The sequence below is a fragment of the Pseudomonas shirazensis genome (assembly GCF_050496565.1).
GTDB classification, from domain to species: domain Bacteria; phylum Pseudomonadota; class Gammaproteobacteria; order Pseudomonadales; family Pseudomonadaceae; genus Aquipseudomonas; species Aquipseudomonas shirazensis_A.
Window position 1 is genome coordinate 15,859 of sequence record NZ_JBNWAE010000018.1, and the last position, 20,026, is coordinate 35,884.

16 protein-coding genes and 1 pseudogene are annotated in these 20,026 nt (G+C 63.0%); 8 read left to right on the top strand and 9 right to left on the bottom strand.

The window, feature by feature from the left end; translation table 11 throughout:
* The first annotated feature begins 10 nt into the window (after positions 1-10).
* Positions 11-883 (top strand): ABC transporter permease, encoded by an 873-nt coding sequence (locus ACQZ2L_RS21455; RefSeq protein ID WP_430327760.1) that lies wholly within the window; start codon positions 11-13, stop codon positions 881-883.
* Positions 880-2,532: a dipeptide ABC transporter ATP-binding protein gene (locus ACQZ2L_RS21460; protein ID WP_430327761.1), complete on the top strand. Its 1,653-nt coding sequence runs from the start codon at positions 880-882 to the stop codon at positions 2,530-2,532. Before ACQZ2L_RS21455 ends, ACQZ2L_RS21460 begins: the two co-directional genes overlap by 4 nt.
* Before the next feature lie 3 nt (positions 2,533-2,535).
* Here ACQZ2L_RS21460 and ACQZ2L_RS21465 read toward each other — a convergent pair whose 3' ends face one another.
* Positions 2,536-3,147: a cell wall hydrolase gene (locus ACQZ2L_RS21465; protein ID WP_430327762.1), complete on the bottom strand. Its 612-nt coding sequence runs from the start codon at positions 3,145-3,147 to the stop codon at positions 2,536-2,538.
* A 179-nt stretch (positions 3,148-3,326) separates the two neighbouring features.
* Between ACQZ2L_RS21465 and ACQZ2L_RS21470 the strand changes: the two genes are divergently transcribed.
* Complete coding sequence (locus tag ACQZ2L_RS21470; RefSeq protein ID WP_430327763.1) at positions 3,327-5,270, top strand: S8 family serine peptidase; 1,944 nt, start codon at positions 3,327-3,329, stop codon at positions 5,268-5,270.
* A gap of 53 nt (positions 5,271-5,323) precedes the next feature.
* Here the strand turns inward: ACQZ2L_RS21470 and ACQZ2L_RS21475 are convergent, their stop codons facing one another.
* On the bottom strand, positions 5,324-6,079 hold the full coding sequence (locus ACQZ2L_RS21475; RefSeq protein WP_371411609.1) for a methyl-accepting chemotaxis protein: 756 nt from the start codon (positions 6,077-6,079) through the stop codon (positions 5,324-5,326).
* A 102-nt stretch (positions 6,080-6,181) separates the two neighbouring features.
* Positions 6,182-7,570, bottom strand: a pseudogene (locus ACQZ2L_RS21480) (HAMP domain-containing protein); the annotation flags it as partial.
* A 124-nt stretch (positions 7,571-7,694) separates the two neighbouring features.
* Here ACQZ2L_RS21480 and ACQZ2L_RS21485 point away from each other — a divergent pair.
* Positions 7,695-9,014, top strand: a complete 1,320-nt coding sequence (locus tag ACQZ2L_RS21485; protein WP_430327764.1) for a Na+/H+ antiporter family protein — start codon at positions 7,695-7,697, stop codon at positions 9,012-9,014.
* A 9-nt stretch (positions 9,015-9,023) separates the two neighbouring features.
* Here the strand turns inward: ACQZ2L_RS21485 and ACQZ2L_RS21490 are convergent, their stop codons facing one another.
* Positions 9,024-10,031 carry a FecR family protein gene (locus ACQZ2L_RS21490; protein ID WP_430327765.1) on the bottom strand — a complete coding sequence of 336 codons (1,008 nt, stop codon included), beginning with the start codon at positions 10,029-10,031 and terminating at the stop codon, positions 9,024-9,026.
* A 140-nt stretch (positions 10,032-10,171) separates the two neighbouring features.
* Positions 10,172-10,984: an exodeoxyribonuclease III gene (gene xthA / locus ACQZ2L_RS21495; RefSeq protein ID WP_430327766.1), complete on the bottom strand. Its 813-nt coding sequence runs from the start codon at positions 10,982-10,984 to the stop codon at positions 10,172-10,174.
* A gap of 161 nt (positions 10,985-11,145) precedes the next feature.
* Between xthA and ACQZ2L_RS21500 the strand changes: the two genes are divergently transcribed.
* The 3 genes from ACQZ2L_RS21500 to ACQZ2L_RS21510 are packed head-to-tail and all read left to right on the top strand — an operon-like array spanning position 11,146 to position 17,262.
* Positions 11,146-11,796 carry a GNAT family N-acetyltransferase gene (locus ACQZ2L_RS21500; protein ID WP_430327767.1) on the top strand — a complete coding sequence of 217 codons (651 nt, stop codon included), beginning with the start codon at positions 11,146-11,148 and terminating at the stop codon, positions 11,794-11,796.
* 52 nt (positions 11,797-11,848) lie between these two features.
* Positions 11,849-13,591 carry an autotransporter assembly complex protein TamA gene (locus ACQZ2L_RS21505; protein ID WP_430327827.1) on the top strand — a complete coding sequence of 581 codons (1,743 nt, stop codon included), beginning with the start codon at positions 11,849-11,851 and terminating at the stop codon, positions 13,589-13,591.
* The gene (locus tag ACQZ2L_RS21510) at positions 13,588-17,262 is read left to right on the top strand and encodes a translocation/assembly module TamB domain-containing protein (protein ID WP_430327768.1); all 3,675 of its coding nucleotides are present in this window, start codon (positions 13,588-13,590) and stop codon (positions 17,260-17,262) included. Before ACQZ2L_RS21505 ends, ACQZ2L_RS21510 begins: the two co-directional genes overlap by 4 nt.
* Before the next feature lie 9 nt (positions 17,263-17,271).
* Here the strand turns inward: ACQZ2L_RS21510 and ACQZ2L_RS21515 are convergent, their stop codons facing one another.
* The 4 genes from ACQZ2L_RS21515 to ACQZ2L_RS21530 all read right to left on the bottom strand — a co-directional run bounded on the left by ACQZ2L_RS21515 (position 17,272) and on the right by ACQZ2L_RS21530 (position 19,680).
* Positions 17,272-17,811, bottom strand: coding sequence for a DUF2589 domain-containing protein (locus ACQZ2L_RS21515; protein WP_430327828.1), 540 nt, complete (start codon positions 17,809-17,811; stop codon positions 17,272-17,274).
* A gap of 100 nt (positions 17,812-17,911) precedes the next feature.
* The gene (locus ACQZ2L_RS21520; RefSeq protein ID WP_430327769.1) at positions 17,912-18,541 is read right to left on the bottom strand and encodes a DUF2589 domain-containing protein; all 630 of its coding nucleotides are present in this window, start codon (positions 18,539-18,541) and stop codon (positions 17,912-17,914) included.
* A gap of 30 nt (positions 18,542-18,571) precedes the next feature.
* Entirely contained in the window at positions 18,572-18,952 is a 381-nt protein-coding gene (locus ACQZ2L_RS21525) for a Mor transcription activator family protein (protein ID WP_430327770.1), read from the bottom strand.
* Positions 18,953-19,218: 266 nt separating this feature from the next.
* Entirely contained in the window at positions 19,219-19,680 is a 462-nt protein-coding gene (locus tag ACQZ2L_RS21530; RefSeq protein ID WP_430327771.1) for a hypothetical protein, read from the bottom strand.
* 148 nt (positions 19,681-19,828) lie between these two features.
* Between ACQZ2L_RS21530 and ACQZ2L_RS21535 the strand changes: the two genes are divergently transcribed.
* On the top strand, positions 19,829-20,017 hold the full coding sequence (locus tag ACQZ2L_RS21535; RefSeq protein ID WP_101318997.1) for a hypothetical protein: 189 nt from the start codon (positions 19,829-19,831) through the stop codon (positions 20,015-20,017).
* Positions 20,018-20,026: the final 9 nt, after the last annotated feature.

Consider the following 20,026-nt stretch of genomic DNA (forward strand, 5'->3'; position numbering starts at 1 on the left):
AGGAGGTTGCATGAACGCGATCATTCCCGTTGCCCAGGTGCCGACGCTGGCAACCAGTGCGCGACTGTCGCGCTGGCGCCCTGGGCGGCCAGGGTTGCGCCTGGCCTGGGCAATCATCGGCCTGCTGTTGCTGGCGGTGGCAGTGCCCGGCTGGCTAGCGCCGGCCGACCCCTTGCTGGCTGATGCACGCATGGCCTATCAACCGCCCAGCAGCCAGTTCTGGCTGGGCACCGATGAGAACGGACGGGATGTGCTCAGCAGGGTCATTCACGGTGCGCGTGCATCCCTGCTGATCGGTTTGACGGCAACCCTGCTCGGGCTGGGCCTGGGCACGTTGCTCGGCTTGCTTGCCGGCCTGGCACCGCGCTGGCTGGACAATCTGCTGATGCGCGCGGTGGATGTGCTGCTGGCATTTCCCGACCTGCTGCTGGCGCTGGTGGTGATCACGCTGTTTGGCCAGGGTACGACCAACTTGATCATTGCCGTCGGCATCGCCGCAGTGCCGCGCTACGCCCGGCTGGTGCGCGCGCAGACCCTGAGCATCCGCCATGCCAGTTTCGTCGAGGCGGCGCTGACCCTGGGCCGACGGCCGCTGGCGGTGGTGTTTGCCCATGTCCTGCCCAATGCGGTGCAACCGGTACTGATCCTCGCCTGCATCGGCCTCGGCGGGGCTATCACCGCCGCTGCCGCGCTGAGTTTTCTCGGTTTCGGCGCACCGCCACCGGCCCCCGAGTGGGGCGCAAGCATGGCAGTGGCACGCAACTTCATGGCCAACGCGCCCTGGCTGATGGCCTGGCCAGCGCTGGCGATTACCTTGACTGTGATTTCCATCAGCGCCATCGGCCGAGACTGGCTACGGCGTAGCGAGGGCAAAGGCTTATGAGTGAATTGGATACGGCTTCGGCACTGGTCGACATCCGCGACCTGCGGGTGAGCTTCAACGGTGTAGCGGTGGTACACGGAGTCGATCTGCAGGTGCGCGCCGGGCAGTGCGTGGCGCTGGTCGGTGAGTCGGGCTCGGGCAAGAGCGTCACTGCCCGCAGTCTCGTCGGCCTGGCGGGCCACGGCGCGCAGGTGCAGGCGCAACGGCTGGAGTTTGCCGGGCGCGACCTGCGTGTATTCGACCAGGCTGACTACCTGCGCCTGCGCGGCGCACAGATCGGTTTCATCATGCAGGACGCACTGGGTTCGCTCGACCCGTTGCGGCGGGTGGGTGGCGAAATCGAAGAGGCACTGCTGCTGCACACTGACCTTGGCGCGGAGGCACGTCGTCTGCGGGTGCTGCAGTTGCTCGCCGAGGTCGGCGTGCCTGAGCCGCAGGTGCGCGCTCAGCAGTATTCGTGGCAGTTGTCAGGTGGCCTGCGTCAGCGCGCGTTGATCGCCTCGGCGATGGCCTGCCGGCCGCGCCTGCTGATCGCCGATGAGCCGACCACGGCGCTCGACGCGACCGTGCAGGCACAGATTTTGCGCCTGCTCGAGCAACTGCGCGATGAGCAGAACAGCTTGCTGATGGTCAGCCATGATCTGGCGGTGGTGGCACGGCTGGCTGATTGGGTGGTGGTGATGCGCGGCGGTCGGGTAGTGGAGCAGGGCAGTGCCGAACAGATTCTGCAGGACCCGCAAGACCCTTACACCCAGCGCCTGCTCAGCGCCGCGCGTGCCGTCCATTTGCAGCGGCCGACGCAGCCTGCGCTGGCGTTGGTCGAACCCAGCGTGAGCGCCGTTGAGCAGCCGGTATTGCTTGCTGCAAGCGGGCTGGGCAAAGCCTTTGCCGGCCCCGACGGCAGCGTCCGCCAGGTGTTGAGCGAGGTGTCGTTGCAGCTGCGCGCCGGGCAAACCCTGGGCGTTGTCGGAGAATCTGGCTCTGGCAAAAGCACCCTGGGGCGCATCTTGCTCGGCCTGGAGCAACCTGACCAGGGCCGGGTCGAGTTCGCCGGCAGCGACTGGCTGGCGCTTGGCGCCGAGCAGAAGCGGCAGGCCCGGCAGGGCATCCAGGTGGTGTTCCAGGATCCGCTGGCTTCGTTCGACCCTCGCTACAGCGTGCTGCGCGTACTCAGCGAAGCGCTGGCGCTGGCCGGGGTGCCGCGGACCTTGCAGCGGGCCGAGGCGGTGGCGTTGCTGGAGCGCGTGCAGTTGCCTGCCAGCGTGCTGGAACGGCGCCCGCTGGAGTTGTCCGGGGGCCAGCGTCAGCGCATCGCCATTGCCCGTGCACTGGCGATGAAACCGCGGCTGTTGATCTGCGACGAACCCGTGTCGGCGCTGGACGTGTCGGTACAGGCACGCATCCTCGCCTTGCTGGCTGAACTCAAGACCGAGCTGAACCTGGCCTGCCTGTTCATTTCCCATGATCTGGGTGTGGTCGAGCAGGTCAGCGATCATGTGCTGGTGATGCAAGCGGGCAGGGTGGTGGAGCAGGGTAGCGCCGCTCAGGTATTGGGCCAGCCGCGCCATGCCTATACCCGGGCGCTGCTGGATGCGGTGCCGACATTGCCGCCCGCGCAGCCGCTGTGGGTGCGCCGTCTTGCGGTGTAAGGCTCAGCGCGCCAGGGATGGGTTGGGCTTGTAAAAAAGAAACAACCGGGTCTCGGCAGTCTTGCGGTAAGCCTTGGCCCAGACTGGCCGCGTCGAGCGGTCGTGGAAATACAGGGCGCCGTTGGTAGGGTCCTTGAGCTGCTGGTTGAGCGCCTTGCGGGCTATTTCCTTGGCAATGTCGTAACGGTCCTTTTCCTCGACCTGGTCAGGGCGCCCGTCGCACCACCAGGAGAACTGGCAGCGTTTGTTTTCGACGCCCTGTTTGACTACGCCACAGATAGTGTCAGGGAAACCGTCCTGGCCGAGGCGATTGAGCACCACGCTGGCGACCGCGCTCATGTCCTTGGCATCGGCCTGTTTGGCCTCCCAGTAGATGGTGCGGGCCAGGCAGGTGATGCTGTCGTCCATCGGCGCCTGGCCATTGGGATCGACCGCCTTGACCTCGCCTGAAGTCAGCACCTCGCTTTTTTTCGGCGGCGGTGCGTCGTTGACGACCTTCTTCTCGAGCGCTTCGGCCTTGTCTTCGGCGACCGCGGCGGTGGCTGCCTCGGCGGCAAGGGTGGGGCCTGCGAGCTGGGCCATGAACAAAGCAAAAATGATCGCTGACACGCGCATGACGAGCCTCGCAGGTGGGTGCTGGAGGTCAGTCTAGCTGGCGCTGTGTGTGGCTGCTGCGATCGCAACGGGCGGACTGCGGGGGAACTCCTTCGGGCTGCGATGTGACGGGATACGGCTCAATCATGCTGGCCCGGCCGCTCGCGATGGAGGCGGCTGCATTGACAGGAAGCCGCCCTATGAACCTTGATATCGAATTCCTCTATTACCGCAACTTCAGTTTTGACGGCAAGTTTCACCTGCGCTGCATCGGCCCCGATCTGCACAAGATCAAACGTATTCGCTACGTGCTCAGAGCCCTCGGCGAGCGAGGCCCGAAGCGGCTTGATTCGGCCAGCGCAAGCTCGCAGGTCGACAGCGGCAAGCTCCCCGATCATGGCTGCCCGGCCATCCTCGCTACCCAGTTGAGCCACGGGCGCTTCGAGATCAGCGCCAGCATCACCCTCACTGATGAGCAGATCATCAAACTAGACCTGCCTGGCGACGCTGACGCTACTATTACCTGGCCAGCAATGGTCGTCGAAATCCATCCGGATGAAGCCGACCGGCGGATTCTGGATCAGGTCCCGCTGACTGGAGCGCCGCTACGGGCCAGGCGTGCCGTGGCGCTCCCTGACACTGAGCCTGGCCTTGTCCATGATGCATTGCTGCCGGCATTCAGCGGGCTACCCAACAGCGCTGCTGGGCAAACCCTGCCGCCGCTGCTGGTAAAGTTTGGCAAGGACGGTTTTGCCTGTTTCGTTGCAGATCTCGAGCCTGAGAGCCGCTCCAGCCTGGCCCGTCTATGGCCGAACTTGAAACAGGTCATCGAGCTGCAGCCGGTGCTGGCCGGTGCAGATCGCGACGACGAAGCGCTGGCGGTGCTGCGCGATTACTACCTGATGATGCAGCCCGCAAGCATGTTCAACGACACCTTCGTCGAGCTACTGCGAACCCTTGCGGCACTGGATTACGTCGAATCGCTGTCCTTTCTACCCGCTGAACAGGAACCCGCAAACCTGATCGCCGCCGGGCTCGCTGCGCTGGTGGCTACGCTGATCACAGGTGTTGCGGTGGCAGCGGGCAATGACGCCTACGACGAGGCGCAGCCGACCCCTGACTACGAAGCGCTGCAAACCTACCTGGACGCACCGACGACCAAGAGCAAGGGCATGAACATCCGCAGCGTGTGGAGCAAGCAGGTAACCGGCAAAGGTACGCGGGTGCATTTTGCCGATGGCGGCCTGTTCGCCGGGCATGAAGACCTGCGGGGTACTGATCGGCTGCGCGTGATCAGCGACCAACCCAACTCGGATCCCGCCCACGGCACCGCCTCGGTTGGGCTGCTGTTCGCTCAGCCCAACGGGTTCGGCATGAAGGGTATCTGCCATGACTGCGAGCTGTACCTCTACGACAACCGGGCCATCGACCGTCGCAAACACAACCGCACACCGGCAGACATGCTGCGCCACGTGCGTGCAGGCGACATCGTCGCGATCAACCGGCAAAGCGCCAACATCAATGTGCTCAGCACCTTTCTGCCGTCGCTGCACGAGCGTGACTGGTGGGATATGTGCAAGGCGCTGACCGCACGCGGCGCGGTAGTGGTGAATGCCGCCAGCAACGGCAGCACGCAGTCGCTGGCGGACAAGGGTACGAGTCGCGGGCACGGTGTCGATCTGAGCCAATGGCCGTACTTCGAAGACCATGGCGATGCTTCGACCATTTTGGTGGGGGCCTGTCAGTCCTGGGACGGCAAGCCGCACCAATATTCCAACTACGGCTACCGCTACCGAATGCTCAACGCCTGGGGGGACAGTGTGGCGACGCTTGGCTACGGCAAGCTACAGGACAAGCAGGGTGACGACCGTGACTACACTGACAGCTATGGCGGCACCTCCAGCGCGACACCCTTGGTGACAGGCGCATTAAGCCTGATCCAGTCTTACGCGATGCGCCAGCATCATATCTATCTGAATGCCGATCAAATGCACTTGTTGGTGATGGCGACAGGTTACCCAGATGCAACCTTGCCGCTGACCGACGTGCTGCCGATGGGGCGCAGACCGAACGTTGAAGGCGCGTTGGCACTGCTTGACCGAATCCTCGGCGGCGGCACGTTCACTGCTCACGACGAGCTGTAGCGCGCAACCCGGATCAGCCGTGATCCGGGTTGCGTGAGTACACACCAGAACCGTCAGACCCTGAACTGGTCCATCAGTGCCTGCTGCTGGTTGGCCAGTTGGTTGAGCGATTGACTGACCCGTGCAGACTCGTTGGCCTGGCTCGACAGCGACTCGGTCACGTCGCGAATGGTCGCGACGTTGCTGTTGATCTCTTCCGCCACTGCGCTCTGCTCTTCGGCAGCCGATGCAATCTGCAGGTTCATGTCGGTGATCACCGTGACCGCCTGGCCGATCCGTTGCAGCGCAGTCACCGCCTGTCCGACTTGCTCGACACCGCCCTGGGCCTGGCGGTGGCTGCTGTCCATGGCGTCGACCACTTCCCGGGTGCCAGCTTGCAGCGCCTCGATTACCTGGCGGGTTTCTTCCACCGATTCCTGGGTACGCCGGGCCAGGTTGCGCACTTCATCAGCGACGACGGCAAAGCCGCGGCCGGCTTCACCGGCGCGAGCAGCTTCGATCGCGGCGTTGAGGGCGAGCAAGTTGGTCTGTTCGGCGATCGAGCGAATCACTTCGAGCACCGAGCCGATTTTTTCGCTGTTGCCTGCCAGGCCTTCAACCTGGGCCATGGCGCTGCTCATGTTGGCTGCCAGGCTGTCGATGCTGTCAGTGGTCTGGCCAATCACGGCCAGGCCTTCACGGGTGGCCAGGTCAGCTTCGCGGGCGGCCTGGGCAGCTTGTGCCGCGCTGCGGGCAACGTCCTGCGCGGTGGCGCTCATCTCATGCGAGGCGGTAGCGGCCTGGTCAACCTGGCGATACTGCTGCTCCATGCCGGCGCTGGTCTGGCTGGCGATCGCAGCCGACTGATCGGCCGTGCCGCGGGCAGCCTGCACCGAGCGTTTGACGTCGGCAATGGTCGGCTGCAGTTTGTCGAGGAAGCGGTTGAACCAGCCCGCCAGCTCACCGAGTTCGTCGCGCTTGTCGTACTGCAGGCGGCGGGTCAGGTCGCCTTCACCGCTGGCAATGTCCTTGAGCATCGCCGCCACACCCAGAATCGGCCGGGTGACGCCACGCGCCATCAGCCAGACCAGGAGCAAGCCGGCCAGCGCAGCGCCCAGGCCCAGGCCCAGTTCTAGCAAGGTGCCGCTGGTATTGAGTGCATCCAGCTCGTTCTTCAGCGTTTCGGCAGGACCGGCCAGGGCGCTTTGCGGCACGTCGAGCAGCACGCCCCACGGCTTGCTGCCGGGAATCGGCGCAAACGCTGCCAGAACCTTCAAGCGCTGATCGGCGTGAACGATCTGCAGCTTGCCGTCAGCCAGCTTGCGCACCAACTCAGCGCCTTGCGCGGTATCGACCTGATCGAAGCGCTGGGCCAGCTTGCTGGCGTCGGCGCTGTAGCCAGCGAGCAGACCGACCGGGCTGAGGATGCCAACAGTGGTCTGGCCTTGATAAAGGCCGCGGCTGGCTTCTTCGCTCATGGCCTGCAGGCTGCTCAGGTTGATGTCGACCGACAGCGTGGCAATCACCTTGCCCTTGGCCGACAGCGGGAAAACGATGCTCGTCATCAACACCTGCTGGCCATCGATGGCGTAGAAATACGGCTCGACCACGCAGACCTTGCCGGTGCTGCGCGGGCAGACCCACCAGGTATTGGCCGGTTGCCCGCTGGGGCCGGTTTCGATATTGGCCATGTCCAGTTCAGGCAAGGCCATCGAGGTCAGTTTGCCAGCCTGCGGTTGCGACCAGTACAAGGCAAACCGGCCAGTCTCGTTGCTGCCCAACTCGTGCTGATTGGTGAACAGGCTGTCCTTGCCGTCCAGCGCGTCAGGCTCGAACACCAGCGACAGGCCGAGCAGATCAGGATTGGCCAGCAGGGCGGTGCGCACCTGTGCGGTCATGTCTTCGCGCAGGTCGAAGGCGTCCAGGTAGCGTTTTTCGGCCTGTTCGCGCAGGAACAGCACCTGCCGGGCAAAGCCTGCGCCGTACTGGTAAGCGTCCATGAACTGGCGGCGAATGTTCAGCGCCTGTACTTCACCCTGCGATTCGATGCGGGCTTGAGCTGAATCGGAGAGCATCTTCATGCTGCTGGCCTTGACCAGGTCGGAGCTGTGGTCCATGCGGTACAGGGACAGACCGACCAGTAGCGTGACGATGGCGGCGAGGCACAAACCGGCAAGCAGGGTGATCTTCCACTGAATGGACAGTTGTCGCAGAGGCATTTTGGGAAAGTCCCTTGTAATAGGTCTGCACTCTGTGTCGGCGGCCACAGGATTTTCTTTATTCAAACGTTCAATTGAATTCGGCTTTGGCCGATTTGACATCTGTCGACTCGCCCTTCAGAGTGTCCGCCCTTCGCATTGCACCCCTCTGGACCGGCCGCTGCCTGTGTGCAGCCTGACGCCGGTGCCAATGCTTTCCGTCTGTCGTAACGAGGTAGTCCACACCATGAATGCAGTCATTGCCGCGGTCGGCATCATGCTGATATTGAGCCTGTCCCGCGTGCATGTAGTGATCGCGTTGATCATCGGCGCGATCACCGGCGGCCTGGTCGGCGGTCTGGGTATCGAGGGCACGTTGAAGGCCTTCAATGGTGGCCTGGGTGGGGGCGCCACGGTGGCGTTGTCCTATGCGCTGCTTGGCGCATTTGCCGTGGCCATCGCCAAGTCGGGGCTGGCCCATGCGCTGGCAGATCGGGCCTTGAACATGATCGAGCGCCAAGGCCATAGCGAGGGTGGCAAGGTTAAATGGCTGCTGATCGGCCTGATGCTGGTGGTAGCCGTGTCGTCGCAGAACATTCTGCCCATTCACATTGCCTTTATCCCGCTGCTGGTGCCGCCGCTGCTGTATGTGCTGACCCGGCTGCGCATCGACCGGCGGCTGATTGCCTGCGTAATCACCTTTGGCCTGATCACGCCGTACATGTTCCTGCCGGTAGGTTTTGGCAACATCTTCCTCAATCAAATTCTGCTGGCCAATGTCAGCCGCGCCGGGGTCGACGTCAGCGCGGTCAACGTTACCCAGGCGATGGCCATTCCTGCGGCCGGCATGCTCGCCGGGCTGCTCCTGGCAGTGTTCGTCAGCTACCGCAAGAAACGCGACTATGACCTGGCGAAAATCGAACAGGTCGAGCAGGTCAGTGTCAGCTACAACCCCTTGACGCTGATGGTCGCTGGCCTGGCGATCGCAGCAGCGTTCATCATTCAGCTGTGGCTGGATTCGATGATCATCGGCGCCATGGTCGGTTTTCTGATTTTTTCGCTGTCGGGCATCGTGCGCTGGAAAGACACTGATGATCTGTTTACCGAAGGCATGAAGATGATGGCCATGATCGGCTTCATCATGATTGCCGCCTCGGGCTTTGCCGACGTGATGAAGGCAACCGGCGAGGTCAACAGCCTGGTCCAGGCCTCAGCGCAATGGATCAACCACAGCAAGGGTATCGGGGCCTTGCTGATGTTGCTGGTGGGCTTGCTGGTGACCATGGGTATCGGCTCGTCGTTCTCTACCGTGCCCATTCTTGCTGCGATTTTCGTGCCGCTGTGTGTTCAGCTAGGCTTCGATCCGGTGGCTACGGTGTGCATCGTTGGCACCGCGGGTGCGTTGGGCGACGCCGGTTCGCCGGCTTCGGATTCGACCCTGGGGCCGACTTCAGGCTTGAATGTCGACGGCCAGCATCACCACATCTGGGACACCGTGGTGCCGACCTTCCTCCATTACAACCTGCCGCTGCTGGCCTTTGGCTGGCTGGCGGCAATGGTGCTCTGAGGGCCGGCGTCAGCCCTTGTTGGTCAGCGGTGTGATGCGGTTGAGCACGGTGCTGCCGTCCTTGCTGCGGGTCAGGTAGATCGGCAGCACCTTGGGCAGGTTGTCGACCATGCGCTTGACCTCGCGAGTGTTGTAGACGCCGCTGACACGGATTGCGCCGGTGCTGTCATCGGCCAACAGCAGCGGGCGTTCCAGGTAGCGGTTGATCACGGGCAGGGCCTGGGCCAGGCTGAGGTTGTCCAACACCAGCTTGCCGGTGCGCCAGGCCAGGCTGTTGTCGGCCTCATCATTCTGCGCCAGAGTCGGTTCGAAATCGCCGATGTGGTAGCTGGCCTGCATGCCTGGGCCTAGTCGATAGCCTCCCTCGTCGCCGTGACTGCTGACCAGTACCGAGCCTTCAACCAGGGTCACCTTGACCTCGTCGTTGTATTTCCAGACGTTGAACTGGGTGCCGGTCACCCGCGTCTGGCCGTTGCCGGCGCGCACGATGAACGGGTGGGCGGCGTCGTGGCTGACCTTGAAAAACGCCTCGCCGCGGATAAGCGTGACCTGGCGCTGGTCCTTGTAGTTGAAGTAGCGCAGCTCGCTGTGCAGGTTGAGTTCGATCTGGCTGCCATCGCTCAATAGCACCTGGCGCACCTGGTCGGTGGCTTCGACATGTTGGTAGTGATTGGGTAGCCAGCCTTGCTGCCAACCCATCCAGCCTGCCAACGGCAAGGCCAGCAAGGCAATGGCTGCAGCTGAAGCCATTGGCCGCCAGCGGCGTGGCTGCGTCCTGCGCAGGGGGCGGCCGGCTTTCTCGACCACGCTCGGGCGACGCGGCAACAGCTCGGCGGTTTGCCAGATGTCCTGCATCGCGCTGTATTCATCGACGTGCCGTGAATCAGCCGCCAGCCAGAGATCGAACGCCTCGCGCTCGGCCGCCGTGCAGTCATCGGCATGCAGGCGCATGCACCAATGCGCCGCAGCGTCGGTGATGGCGTCGTCCTGGGTGGAGGTCAAGCGGTCCTGATTCATTACGGCTCCCGGTTTTGCGCATTCTACCCCCGCCAGCAGGCTCCCGAGAACCGAGTTGATGGCGAATGACTATCAGATGCCCGGGATGTCCTCGACTGTGCCTGTATGCGGACGCTGATCAGCGCCCGCAGCGCGACCTTTCAGGCAAGCTCCAGCCAGATCGGCGCGTGGTCGGAGGGCTTTTCCATGCCACGCAGGTCGTAGTCGACGCCGGCATCCTTGAGCCGCGGCAGCAGGCCGCTCGAGGCCATGATCAAATCGATGCGCAGGCCGCGCTTGGGCTGGTCTTCGAAGCCGCGGCTGCGGTAGTCGAACCAGCTGAAACGGTCGCTGACCTGCGGGTGCAGGTGACGGAAGCTGTCGACCAGGCCCCAGTCCTTGAGGCGCTGCATCCATTCACGCTCCTCCGGCAGGAAGCTGCATTTGCCGGTCTTCAGCCAGCGCTTGGCGTTGTCGGCACCGATGCCGATGTCGCAGTCTTCGGGCGAGATGTTGACGTCGCCCATGACGATCAGCGGCTGCTGATTGTCGAACTGGCCTTCGAGCAGGACCTGCAAGTCACTGTAGAAGCGCTGCTTGGCGGGGAATTTGGTAGGGTGATCGCGGCTTTCGCCCTGTGGGAAGTAGCCGTTCATGATGGTGATCGGGGTGCCGTTGGCGTCGGCGAAGGTGCCCCAGATGAAGCGCCGTTGGGCGTCTTCCTCGTCACTGGCGAAGCCTTTGTGCAGCGCCAGCGGTGCCTGGCGTGAGAGCAGGGCGACGCCGTAGTGGCCTTTCTGGCCATGATAATGCACGTGGTAGCCCAAGGCTTGCACGTCAGCCAATGGGAACTGCTCGTCGCTGACTTTGGTTTCCTGCAAGCCGATAACGTCTGGCTGATGCTTCTCGATCAGCGCCGCCAGCTGATGCGGACGGGCGCGCAGGCCGTTGATATTGAACGAGACGATCTTCATGGCGAGGCAACCCCGGTAAAACTGCGGATGCTATCGAACATCGGCGCTCGTCGCCAGCATGCTGGCGCTGCCTCGGCCTGGCGACGTGCGCTCAGCGGTGAACCAACGCACGTAGCCGCGCCTCCAAGGTGAACGTTCACTCCATGAAGGTTTACCCGCAAATGCCCGACGATATCCGCGCAACCGCTCGCACCTGTTTGCTCGACAAGGGCTACCGCCGCGAGGTCCGCGCTGTGCTGTACGAAGTCTATCGGCAAGAGCCGACCGTGGCCTATCTGTTCGAGGCGCAGCGCCCTGGCTATGAACGGCGCCTGCGCGCCATGATTCGGGCGTGGGTCCGCCAGCACTTCTACCTGCAGCTACCGGCAGTTGGCCTGATGGTCGAAGACCGTCTGGCCGGGGTCGCGCTGATCGTGCCGCCGCTGCGGCGCCTTGGCGTGGCTGACAGTTGGATGTGGCGCTTGCGCATGATCATCGGCACCGGCCTGTGCTGTACCCGCCGCTACCTGGATTATCAGGCAGCGTTGGTGGGGAGCTTGCCGTCAGATCAGGTACATATGCTGCCGCTGCTGGGCGTGCACCCTGAATTCAGGACTCAGGAGCATGCTGAGCAATTGTTACAGGCTGTTCATGACTGGTGCGCCGAGGAGCCAGGCAGCCATGGCGTTGTGCTGGATACCGGCAATGCGCGCTATCTGGAGTTCTACAAGCGTCAGGGGTATCAGGAAATTGGCGAAATGGCTGTAGGTCCAGTTACAGAGCGGGTGTTTTTTCATCCCAATCCATTGTCCTCCAGGTCAGTAACAGGGTGACCTGCGCAGTAGACGGCTCCCTTGCGCAACAAGCTCTGGTAGCATGCGCAGCATGACGTATTCAGGAAGATTGACCTGGGGCCTGATCATTCTGGCCGCCAGCAGCTCAGTATGGGCCCAGAGCGAACTGCTGGTGCGGGTCAAACCCGCCAACAAGGCGCTCAAGGCGAATGTCGAAGGCTATATTGGCAGCCTGGGAGACCGTGACGAGGACGCATTGCTGCGTTTCAGTCGCGGCGCTGAAGAGCAGGCGCGCAAAGCTGCGCAGGCACTTGGCTACTATCAGGCCCAGATCGACACCGAGGTCAAGGCGCCGACCGGGCCTGACCAGCATCCGCAATTGATCATTCGCATCGATCCCGGAGAGCCGGTGCGCTTGCGCAACGTCACCGTGCGCATCGAGGGCCCGGCCACCGAGCTGAAGAGTTTTCGTGTGCCTGATAGCGCCGCGCTGCGCCCCGGCGAACGCCTCAATCATGGTCTGTATGAAGACGCCAAGCGTCTGATCCAGAATCAGGCTTCGCGTTACGGCTTTTTCAAAGGGCGCTTTACCAGCCAGCGCCTGGCCGTAGATCCGCAGGCCGGCGTTGCCGACATCGAACTGGTGTATCAAAGCGGGCCACGCTTCCAGCTTGGCGCCGTGCGCTTTGCCGGCGACACCCCGCTGGACCAGGACCTGCTGCAGCGCATGGTGCCGTTCAAGGCCGGTACGCCCTATGATTCCGAGCTGATCGCCGAACTCAACAACGACCTGCAATCGAGCGGCTATTTCGAAGGCGTAAGGGTCGACGCGGCGCCCACCGCTGCGGTGGGCGAACAGATTCCCGTCGACGTCAGCCTGGAAACCCGCAAACCACGCACCATGGGCCTGGGCCTGGGCTTCTCGACCGACGTTGGCCCGCGCGGCAAGGCCAACTGGACGCGCCACTGGGTCAACCCGCAGGGTCACAGCTATGGTTGGGAAACCGAACTGTCGGCGCCGCGGCAGAACGTCGGCCTGTGGTATGACATACCGCTGGACCCGCCACTGACCGACAAGCTGCGTTTCGCCGGTGGCTATCAGAACGAGGAAATTGCCGGCACCGATACCGTCAGCAAGCTGCTCACCGTTGGCCCTGAATGGCACAGCAAGCTGCCCAGCGGCTGGCAGCGGGTGGTGTCGCTCAAGTATCAGCGCGAAGAGTACAAGCTGGGGGATGACTCCGGCTTGAGCAAGCTGCTGATGCCTGGGGTAAGTTACTCATTCCTGCGCAGTGACAACCGCATCGACCCGCACAATGGCTACCGTCTGCAGTTCGATGTGCAGGTGGCCAAGGAAGGGCTGATGTCCGATACCAATCTGCTACACGGCAACGTCCTGCTCAAGGGGCTGACGACTCTGGGCCAGAATCACCGACTGCTCGGCCGGCTGCAATTCGGTGGCAGCGCCACCAACAGCTATCAAAGCAAGATTCCGCCCTCGTTGCGTTTCTTCGCCGGTGGCGACCAAAGCGTGCGTGGTTACGACTACCAGACCCTGTCTCCGAAAAACAGCGACGGCGACCGTATTGGTGGCCGCTACATGGTGGCCGGTAGCGCCGAATACCAGTATTCGGTGGCCGAGAAGTGGCGCATCGCGACCTTTGTCGATCAAGGCAACTCGTTCAACTCGCTGGATCTGCCCAGCCTGAAAACCGGCGTCGGTATCGGCGTACGTTGGGTGTCGCCGGTCGGGCCCTTGCGCCTCGACCTGGCCAAGGCACTGGACGACGACGGCGGCATTCGCCTGCACTTCTCGATGGGGCCTGAGCTGTGACGCGTGCTTTGAAGTACATTCTTGTCAGTCTGCTCGGCCTGTTGCTGCTGATCACGCTGAGTCTGAGCCTGTTGCTGGGGACGCAAGCCGGTAGTCGCTGGGCGCTGGGCCTGGTGCCGGGGCTTACGGTCGACGACTTCCAGGGCCACCTCGGCGGTAACTGGCAGGCCACCCGTCTGAGCTGGGACGACGGCGCCAGCCGGGTCGAGGTGCAGGCACCGCAGTTGAGCTGGTCGCCGCTGTGCCTGCTGCGGGCCACCCTGTGTATCGAGCGTCTGCAGGCTGAGCGCATCGACATGGCATTTGCCGCCAGTGAAACCGTAGCCGACAGCAATCCGCTGCAGTTACCAACGTTGCGCCTGCCAGTGGCGATCGAGCTGGGCGAGGTGAAACTTGGCCAACTGCGCCTGGATGGCAGCGACCTGCTGGGCGACCTGCAGCTTGCGGCGCACTGGAGCAACAATGGTCTGCGCATCGATACCTTGCAGTTGCAGCGTGATGACCTGCATGTAAGTGTGCAGGGCGACGTGCAGCCCGAGGGCGACTGGCCAGTGCAACTCACCGGCAGCGTGCAGCTGCCGCCAGTGGAAGGGCAGGCCTGGCAACTGGCACTGAATGCCACTGGCGAGCTGCAGAAGACACTCAATCTGGATGCAACCAGCAGCGGCTATCTGAACGCCCGCCTGACTGGTGAACTGCAGGCTTTGGCGGAGCACCTGCCAGCCAGACTGCGGCTTGAATCGGCCGCCTTCAAACCGGTTGCAACCCTGCCGGATACCTTGCAGCTCGAGCAACTCAAGCTGGATGCCGTGGGCGATCTGGACGAGGGCTACCAGCTCTCCGGCTCGGCCAATCTGCCGGCCGAGCAAGGGCCGATAGGCCTGCTGTTGGCGGGCAAGGTCGACGCCAAAGGCGCCCGACTGGATGCTTTGGACCTGAATGCCAGCGACAGCCAGCGGCTCAGGCTGCAGGCCAATGCCGACTGGCAGCAGGGGCTGAAAGCCGATGCCAGGATCGATTGGCAGGACTTCCCCTGGCTGCGTCTGTATCCGCTTGAAGAAGCCCCGCAAGTGCAGCTCAAACGTTTGATTGCCGACGTTCAGTACCGCGACGGCAACTATCAGGGCTCATTCAAGGGTGATCTGGACGGGCCGGCCGGCGCGTTCAATCTAAGCAGCCCGTTCGAGGGCGACCTGAGCCAGGTGCGCCTGCCGCAATTACTGCTCAGCGCAGGGCAGGGCAAGGCTGCCGGCAGCGTCATCGTCGGCTTTGCCGACAAGATCAGTTGGGACGTCGACCTGCTGCTTTCAGCGCTCGATCCAGCCTACTGGCTTGCCGAATTGCCGGGCACGCTCGCGGGGCCACTGCGCAGCAAGGGCGAACTGCACAACGAGCGCCTGCAACTGAGCGCCTTGCTCGACCTCAAAGGCCGTTTGCGCGGTCAGCCGGCAGTGCTCAAGGCTGAGGCCGAGGGCGCCGGAGACAGCTGGACACTTGGCGCCCTGGCCATCCAGTTGGGCGACAACCGCATCAACGGCAGCGGTAGCCTGCAGCAGGGCCTGGCCGGCCGGATCGATCTGGATATGCCGCGCCTTGGCCAGCTGTGGCCTCGCTTGCAGGGTCAGGTCAAGGGTCGTCTTGATCTGGCGGGTACCTTGCAAGCGCCGCAAGGCACCCTGAATGTGCAAGGGCAGCAACTGGCTCAGGCCGACAATCGTGTGCAACGGCTTGACCTCGATGCCCGTCTGGACAGCGCCCAGCGCGGCCAACTCACCCTGAAAGCCGGCAACATTCGCCTGGGCGAGACGTCGCTTGGCGATATGAACATTGCCGGCAAAGGCGATGTTCGCCAGCAGGCCGTGACGCTGGCGCTGGCCGGCCCGCAGCTCAAGCTCGACCTGGCTGCCGACGGCCAACTGGCCAAGGGTGACTGGCGTGGTCGTCTTGCCAGTGGCCGCATTCAAGCTGGCGGGCAGGACTGGCAGTTGCAGGGGCCGGCCCGTTTGCAGCGCCTGGCCAACGGTCAGCTGGATTTCGGTGCCCATTGCTGGCGCTCGGGCCAGGCCAGTCTGTGTGGAGAAGACCAGCGCCTGGCGCCGGAGCCGCGGCTGCGTTACCACCTCAAGCAGTTCCCGATCGAGAGCCTGGCACAGTGGATGCCCAAGGACTTCGCCTGGCAGGGGCAGCTCAATGCCGACATCAATCTGGATATTCCTGCCGCTGGCCCCAAGGGTACGGTGCGTGTCGATGCCAGTGGCGGCACCTTGCGCGTGCGCGATGGCCAGCGTTGGCTGGATTTCCCCTACCAGGTCCTGCGCCTGGACAGCACGCTCAATCCACGCCGTATCGACACCGTGCTGAACTTCCGTGGCGAGCGCCTTGGCGAGCTCGCCCTGACGACCCGGCTCGATCCGTTGGGCAAGGACAAGCCGTTGTCTGGCGACTTCCGTCTGAGCGGGCTGGATGTGGCGATCGCGCGACCGTTCGTGCCGATGGTCGAGCGCCTTGCCGGGCAGCTCAACGGCAGCGGCCGCTTGTCTGGCTCTTTGCTTGCACCGCAAGTGAATGGCACCCTGGCCCTCACCGGCGGCGAAGTCAGCGGTGCAGAGCTGCCGGTCAGCCTGCAGGATTTGTCAGTGCAGGCGCTGATCGCAGGTGAACAGATTCAGTTGCAGGGCGGCTGGCGCAGCGGTACGTCCGGTCGCGCACAACTCAGCGGCAACCTGACCTGGGGGCAGGCGCTGGCGATGCAACTGCGCTTGCAGGGGCAACAGTTGCCGGTCACGGTCGAGCCTTACGCCACCTTGGAAGTGGCCCCCGACCTGACCATCAGCCTCGAAGGCGAGCAATTGGCAGTCAAGGGCAAGGTGCTGGTGCCCAAGGGCGCAATCACCGTACGTGAACTGCCACCCTCCACGGTCAAAGTCTCGGATGACACCGTAATCATCGGCAATCAGACCGAGCAGGGTACGACACCGATGGCCATCGCCATGGACGTCAATGTCGAGGTCGGCCAGGACAAATTGTCGTTCACAGGCTTTGGTCTGACTGCCAATCTGCGCGGGCACGTGCACATTGGTGACAACATGGATACCCGTGGCGAGCTGAGCCTGGCCGATGGCCGGTATCGCGCCTACGGCCAGCGCCTGACCATCCGCCGCGCACGGCTGCTGTTCGCAGGTCCCATTGATCAGCCCTACCTGGATATTGAAGCGATTCGCCAGGTTGACGATGTGATTGCCGGGATTCGCTTGAGTGGCAGCGCCGAGCAGCCGACCACGCAGGTGTTCGCCGAGCCGGCGATGAGCCAGGAGCAGGCGTTGTCTTATCTGGTACTGGGGAGGCCGCTGGGTGGCTCGGGCGAAGACAACAACATGCTCGCAGAAGCAGCCCTGGGTCTGGGCCTTGCCGGCAGCGCCGGGCTCACTGGCAGCCTGGCGTCCAACCTGGGCATCGAGGATTTCCAGCTCGATACCGAAGGCTCGGGCAACACCACCAGCGTGGTCGCCAGTGGCAATCTCACCGAGCGCTTGAGCCTGCGTTATGGGGTGGGTGTGTTCGAGCCGGCCAATACCATTGCTCTGCGGTACAAGCTGAGCAAGAAGGTGTATCTGGAGGCGGCCAGTGGCTTGGCCAGCTCGTTGGATATCTTCTACAAACGCGACTTCTGATCGAGCCGGTCAGCGCACGCTGGCCGCTTCGACATACTCGTTGCTATCTGCTGCAGGTGGCCGCGGGTTGCTGCGCAGTGTGGGCACCATGAGGTTGGTGTACTGCTCGATCAGGCGGTTGAGCGCCTCTGGTGGCTCGCACGCCTGGAACTGCATGCGGATCTGCACCTCGTCCGGGTCGCGGCCATCACCGTGGCGTGCTTGCGCACCAATGCTGACCTTGAAGCGGGCGCAGGCCTGGGCTTCGGCTGCTTCAGTCAGCGCGTTGTTGATTTCAGTGCTCCTGACCCGAACCGAGAGGTCCACCTGCATGCGCTCCAGGGCCAGGCCCTTGGGCGCCACCAAGGTGATCAGTGGCACCCTGATCATGTGCTGGTCATCCATGGCCACTTCGACCATCTTGGCTTGCATTGGCGCGCCGAGTGCGTCGGGGTCATGATCGAAAAACTGATCGAAGAGGGTGATGTACTGCTGCGCGATCAAGCTGTTGGTGGCGGCAGCGGCTTCCTGCAGACCGCGGGTGATGTCGCGCAGGTCACTGCAGAGCATGGGTGCAGGTGGGGTAGGGGTGTCATCCACGTTCAGCGCTCCTCTAGGCGGCAAGCCCGCCATCGAGGCCGGGCTCTGGATTCACCGCCGGGTCTTGCGGTTATGCCTGCTCGAAAGGCGGCAAGGTGTCGTCCTGGGAGATGTCACCAGGGTTGCGTGCGTTAGCTGAAGGCAGCCGACTCGGCTTGGTCGCTGCTTCGGTCAACAAGTCGATCACCCGCATCATCGCTTCTGGCGGATCCTGGCGGCGAACGGTTGTGTTGAACGCGTAGCGGGCGCGGGTATCGGTCTTGCGTACCTGAGCCGACTTCTGGCTGACGCTGCCCTTGATTTCAAGCTTGAACGGGCCCCAGCCCAGGCTGCCAGTGAGGCTGCTGTCACGCTCGACGGAAGTACTGTGTTCGGCCATCTGGCTAATGGTGATCTCGAACTCGACCCGGCCCTCTTCGATAACGATGTTGGGATGGGTGACAGCGGCCAGCAACGGTACTTTCAGGCTCTTTTGCACGACGCCCTGGTATTCACCGTCTGCGCCGATCAGCGTTTCGTCATAGTCGATCTGGATCGCGACCGCCTTGCCATTCTGGATGCATACACCCATCAGGAAGTCTGCGTAGGCTTTGCTGGCGCTGATCTGTGCCTGAATCATTGCCTGCAACGGAGCGGAAATCATGCGGTCCATGGGCAGGGCATTGATGACCGAACCAACCAGTGTGGGATCAATGGACATTATCTAACTCCTGGGCTGGCGCAGAGCGGCTCAGCGGGCGTGGTTTTCCTGGCGGCGAATGTTGCCGATCTGGCGCAGGCTCAACCCGTACTTGTCGGCCAGCAGGCTGCGCGAGAGGCCATCGGCGCTCTCTTGCTGAATCTGCAGGTTGCGTAGTTGGCGCAGGAAGTGGTCGGCCTTGGGAATCTCCAGGGCAACCCCGGCAAAACGTTTGATCAGGGCGTCCAGGGCTTCAGCTGGAAGCACTTCGGCAAGCTTGGTGCGGTCGCGATGCTTGGGAATGTACTTCGGGCGCCCGCCATAGGCGCAGGTCAGGTTGTAGGCATTTTCGATGCCGATACACTCAATAAGCGACTGCAGCGAGTGCGGCAGCAATGCGATGTCGATACGGGTGAAGTCTGGCATTTGCATAGGGGGAACCCTCGTGGGTAATGGAGTGCGCAGTACGTGACCATGACTGGGTAGACCGCGCCAGGGCGATGGCTCGTGGCGTGAGTCGATTGTCGGTGAGCCGTGCAGGCAGTCCTAGGCGTCAAGCGAACCGAGGCATGTAGTTCCTGTGTGCGCTTGACGCAGGGATCGAGAGCTTGGGGTGTAGGACTATGCGACAGGCCAGGCCTCCAGACCTTGGCGATTCATGAACTGTTGCAGGAGAAGTCGGCAAGGGTGGCTTGCCTTCAGTTACAGGGATAGCTGCTCAGCAGGCTGGCGCCAGCCAAATAGGCCTGCGGCGCGTCGATCATGGTGGCGGGTACTGCCCGGTAATCAACCAGCAAACACAGGGCGGTCATCCGGTGATCGTTCATGCGTCCCATCACGCTCGGGGCAAAATCCTTTCGGTATAGCGCTTGGCTGTCATCGAGCAGGTGGACCTGCTCGGCGTTGGCCAGCGTTTCAAGCGCGAGGCCGGGCAGCTCGCGTTGCTCCACCAGAAAGTGCAGCTGGGCTGGCTGCGGGTTCAGGTAACCCGCACTGCGCACACGCTGCCACAGCTGTTGCCACTGGCTCGAACCGGCACTCTGGGCGAGTTGGCTGCCCAATAGACGCAGGCGATCATCGGACAGCGCCGGCCGCTCCACGGCCAGCGCCGATGCTGCGGCCATCCAGAGCGTGATGATGCGTAGACAAGTATTCAGCATGGGGCACCTATGGGCTGGGTAGAATCCCTATGCTTTCAGGAGACGCTGGTGTGGCTCAGCAGGAAATGCACGCCTGCGGTCGATGCCGTTGTATCATTGCCACGGCTTGATGCGAGCCCAATGTCTTTGATGTCGCAAGGAACTCCCGATGACACACGTGCAGCGCCTGAAATACTCGATCCTGATCATCCTGGTGGTACTGGGGATGATGCTGGGACTTTCCTATCTGCAAAAGCAGGGGACGATCACCGAGCAGACGTTCCAGTACTGCGCGATCGCCATTGCAGTGATCGTGGTGGTGATCAACGGCTTGTTGCGGCGCAAGGTCAAACCCTGAATCCAGCGG